Source organism: Sphingomonas pruni NBRC 15498, assembly GCF_001598455.1.
GTDB lineage: Bacteria > Pseudomonadota > Alphaproteobacteria > Sphingomonadales > Sphingomonadaceae > Sphingomonas > Sphingomonas pruni.
Genome location: NZ_BCYZ01000088.1, coordinates 1 through 3,934 on the forward strand (window position 1 = coordinate 1; position 3,934 = coordinate 3,934).

Genomic DNA, 3,934 nt, shown 5'->3' on the forward strand with positions numbered 1-3,934 from the left:
GCGCGGTCAGCGTCTCGATCAGCACCGCGGTCTGGATCGTCATGTGCAACGAGCCGGTGATGCGCGCGCCCTTGAGCGGCTGCGACGCGCCGAATTCCTGGCGCAGCGCCATCAGGCCGGGCATCTCGGTCTCGGCGATGTTGATCTCGGCGCGACCGAAATCGGCGAGGGAAAGGTCCTTGACGACATAATCGGTCGTACGGTCGAGCACGGTGGCCACGTCAAAAATCTCCGGAAAAGTCGGTTGATGCGGCTCCCCTACCCAACCGACGGCACGATTGCAATCTCGATATAAAGATTTCTTTATATCATGAACTGGGCTGGCTTTCTCATATCGGTCAACGTCCAGCGAGCATCGCCGACGTCAGCGAGGCAAGCGCCATTCGCGCGCCTTTTGCCGACAGATGGTCGTCGTCGATATAGAGCGATGTCCCGCCGACCACCGTCTCGCAGCGCCCGGCGCGAACGATCCCGCACAATGCCCGGTCAGGATATATTCGGATCAAGCGCGGATCCTGGCCAAGGCTGTCGAGCAGCGCGATCTCTCGCGCCTGGCGTTGTTTATAGCGGGCGTAGCTCGTCGTCGGGCCGGTAACCGGCAAGCCCAGCCGGTTCAGTTTCACGAGATAGTCCGGCGTCGACCAGCCCGCTTCGGGAATGGGGTAGATCACGAAGATGCGCTTGCCCGCCGCCAGCAGCCGGGCGACCGTCGCGCGGTAGCCGCTGGCCAGTTGCTGGCGCTGTTGCTCAGTCGGCGCCGTAATGCGCGGACCGGTTTCGACACCGCCTTCGCCATTGTCGAAATAGCTGCCCTCGAGCGCGAGCGGCCAACGCGCGGCGAGGATGACCGTATCGATATCCGGCGTGGCGAGGATGGTTTTTACCGCGGCATGCGTGAAACGCACACAGCCCGCATCGCGATTGGGCATTACCCCGACATTGTCCGCGGGCGGACAGTTCGGTCGCGTCAGCACCACCGCCCTTTGCCCTACCGCGTTCATCAGCGCGTCGACAGCGGGTATCAGCGCCTCGGCGTGCGAATCACCGAATAGAGCGACGGTCACGCGGTCTGCTTTACCAGCATGACAGGGCGGCTGCGCACCCGAAGTGTCGTTGCAGGCCTCCAAGCGCTCCAATCCTGCCTGGCGTGCCTGGGCAAGCGCCGCGATGGGTGCCGGCAACCGACTTGGAAAGCCAGCGCCTGACCAGCCGATCGCACCGATGGCCGCCATCGTCAGCGCGGCCAGCATTGTGGACACCAATACGGTTCGCTGGCTCAGGAACGACCGGCGCCGGAATGGCTTCTCCACCCAGTGATAAGTCAGCGTGGCCAGCCCGAGCGACAGCAACAGCAACCCGCTCAACGACGCCGTTCCAGGAGTGTTCAACGAGATCAGCCGCGCAAAGGCTAGCACTGGTTGGTGCCAGAGATAAGCGCTGTACGAGATCAATCCGATCGCGACGAACGGCCGCGACGCCAACATCCAGCCGACCGCGGTGCGTGGCGTCGCGAAGGCGAGCAGCAGCACCGTCCCGACCACCGCTGGCAGTGCCCATGGCCAGGGAAACCCGCTCGTATCGTCGAGCAGAAAGATCGGCACGACGACCAACGCCGCTCCCACGAACGCAAGTGCGTCGTCGGCCCTGCCCCGCGCGGCAAACGCATCGCCTCGCGACGGCCACAGGCTCAATGCCGCGCCGGCCAGCAATTCCCAAGCGCGCGTCGGAATTAGGAAGAAATTCGCCGAGGGGGCGACGTGACCGGCGACCGCGCACAGCGTCAAGGAGATCAGCAGCACGGCGATGATCGCCGGCCGCAACGTTCGCCGCGCGAACCGGAAGATGAGGTACACGCAGGACGGAAAGAGCAGGTAGAATTGCTCTTCGACGGCCAAGCTCCACAAATGGAGCAGCGGGATCTGCCCGCTATCGTCGGCGAAATACCCGCCTTCCAGCCGCCAGAAGTAGAAATTGCCCGAAAACAGCGACGAGGCGAACAGGCTCTTCGAGAAGGCGGTCAACGCCACCGGCGGCATGAACCACCATGCGAAAGGCAGGCACACGACAAGCACGAACGTCAGGGCCGGCATGATCCGCCGCGCCCGTCGTTCCCAGAACGTAGCGAGACTGAACCGGCCCTCGCTACATTCGCGAACGACGATACCGGTGATCAGATATCCGCTGATGACGAAGAAGATGTCGACACCGACATAGCCGCCGGCGAACAATGAGAAGCCGGCATGATAGAGCATCACCGCCAGCACGGCGACAGCGCGAAGCCCATCGATTTCCGGCCGGTATGCACCCGCGGCCCCGGGTCGATTGCCAACGCTCACAGACTTCCCCGGCTATTCGACACGGACGCGCTTTGCCATTTCTGCAAGGCCATAGAGCAAGTCATCAGCCTGTACGAGCTTGGTCGAGCCAACTTTTTTCCGGCCGATGTCACACTCGCTCGCGCTGTCTCGTCAGGTCTGCGCATCCCTGATGAAAAGGACCGATCATGACCCCTCGCCTCAACCCCTACACCGCTTCGCCCGAAATGATTCAGGCGTTCCTCACGCTCTCCAATACGGTGGCTGCAAGCGGACTCGAAAAGCCGCTGCTCGAACTGGTCAAGATCCGCTCGTCGCAGATCAATGGCTGCGCCAATTGCATCAACATGCACACGTTCGAGGCGCGCCAGGCCGGTGAGACCGAACAGCGCATCTATCTGACCTCGGCATGGCGCGAGGCGCCGTGCTATACGGATCGCGAGCGCGCGGCGCTTGGCTGGACCGAGGCACTGACGCTGATCGCGGACAAGGGCGCACCGGACGATGTCTATGCGGCGCTCGACGCGCAGTTCAGCAAGGAGGAGCAGGTCAAGCTCACCATGATGATCAACGTGATCAACTGCTGGAACCGCCTCGCGGTCGCTTTCCACCTGTTCGAGCCGAGCCTCGGATGGAAGGCGTGAGCGACGCCGCTGCCCAATTCGACGCGCTTCGGCCCAGGCTGATGCGCGTCGCATACCGCATGCTCGGCTCGGTCGCCGATGCCGAGGATGTGGTGCAGGACGCGTGGCTGCGCTGGGCCGACACCGACCGAGAAGCGGTCCGCGTGCCCGAGGCATTCCTGCGCCGCGTCGTCACCCGGCTGTGCCTCGACCAGCTCAAGTCGGCACGAGTGCGGCGCGAAGAATATATCGGGCCCTGGTTGCCCGAACCGGTGGTCGAGGCCGAGGAAGTGGAGGATGTTACTCTCCCCCTCATGCTCGCGCTCGAACGGCTGTCCCCGCTCGAACGCGCGGCGTTCCTGCTCCATGACGTGTTCGGCGAGAGTTTCGACGATGTCGCCGAAAGCCTGGGCCGCGATGCGGCGGCGTGCCGCCAGCTCGCCAGCCGGGCGCGCGAGCACGTCCGGGCGGAAAAACCGCGGTTTCCGGTCGAGCGCGAGCATGGCCTGGAAATCGCCCAGGCGTTCTTCGCGGCCACGCGTGGCGAGATCGGCGTCCTGGGAGCGATGCTCGCTGACGATGTGAGCCTCTATTCGGATGGCGGCGGCAAGCGACCGGCGGCGGCGCGCATCATGCTCGGGTCGGACGAGGTCACGCGCACCTATGCGGCGATCAAGCGCCTGCTCCAGGGCCGGTTCGGCGAGTTGATCCGCTTCGCCTGGATCAACGGCCTGCCCGGCTTCGTCACCCGCGAAGCCGATGGCGTGCTGCAGACCACCGCGCTGCTGATCGACGGCGGCCGGATCAAGGCAATCTACGTCATGCGCAATCCGGACAAACTGCGGCACCTGGAAGGCGCGCTGCACTAGCGGGATGCGTAAAATCCTCCCCGGAACGGGGAGGGGGACCGCCGCCGAAGGCGGTGGTGGAGGGGCCCTCCGCCACTAGCCTACCGGCCTGTTGCTCGTTGGTCGCGGCCCCCCCCCCCCCCCCCCC

At 64.5% G+C, this 3,934-nt stretch carries 4 protein-coding genes; 2 read left to right on the plus strand and 2 right to left on the minus strand.

Annotated elements, in window-relative coordinates:
* A partial coding sequence (locus tag SPR01S_RS18635; protein ID WP_174531910.1) for an adenosylhomocysteinase occupies positions 1-220 on the minus strand: 220 nt, incomplete at its 3' end.
* 118 nt (positions 221-338) lie between these two features.
* A complete protein-coding gene (locus SPR01S_RS18640; protein ID WP_169803469.1) occupies positions 339-2,336 on the minus strand; it encodes an acyltransferase family protein in 1,998 nt (665 codons plus the stop codon).
* Positions 2,337-2,503: 167 nt separating this feature from the next.
* Between SPR01S_RS18640 and SPR01S_RS18645 the strand changes: the two genes are divergently transcribed.
* Together SPR01S_RS18645 and SPR01S_RS18650 are read left to right on the plus strand one after the other, a co-directional pair.
* Positions 2,504-2,959: a carboxymuconolactone decarboxylase family protein gene (locus SPR01S_RS18645; protein WP_066592396.1), complete on the plus strand. Its 456-nt coding sequence runs from the start codon at positions 2,504-2,506 to the stop codon at positions 2,957-2,959.
* Positions 2,947-3,807, plus strand: coding sequence for a sigma-70 family RNA polymerase sigma factor (locus tag SPR01S_RS18650; protein WP_066592398.1), 861 nt, complete (start codon positions 2,947-2,949; stop codon positions 3,805-3,807). Before SPR01S_RS18645 ends, SPR01S_RS18650 begins: the two co-directional genes overlap by 13 nt.
* Positions 3,808-3,934 lie beyond the last annotated feature (127 nt).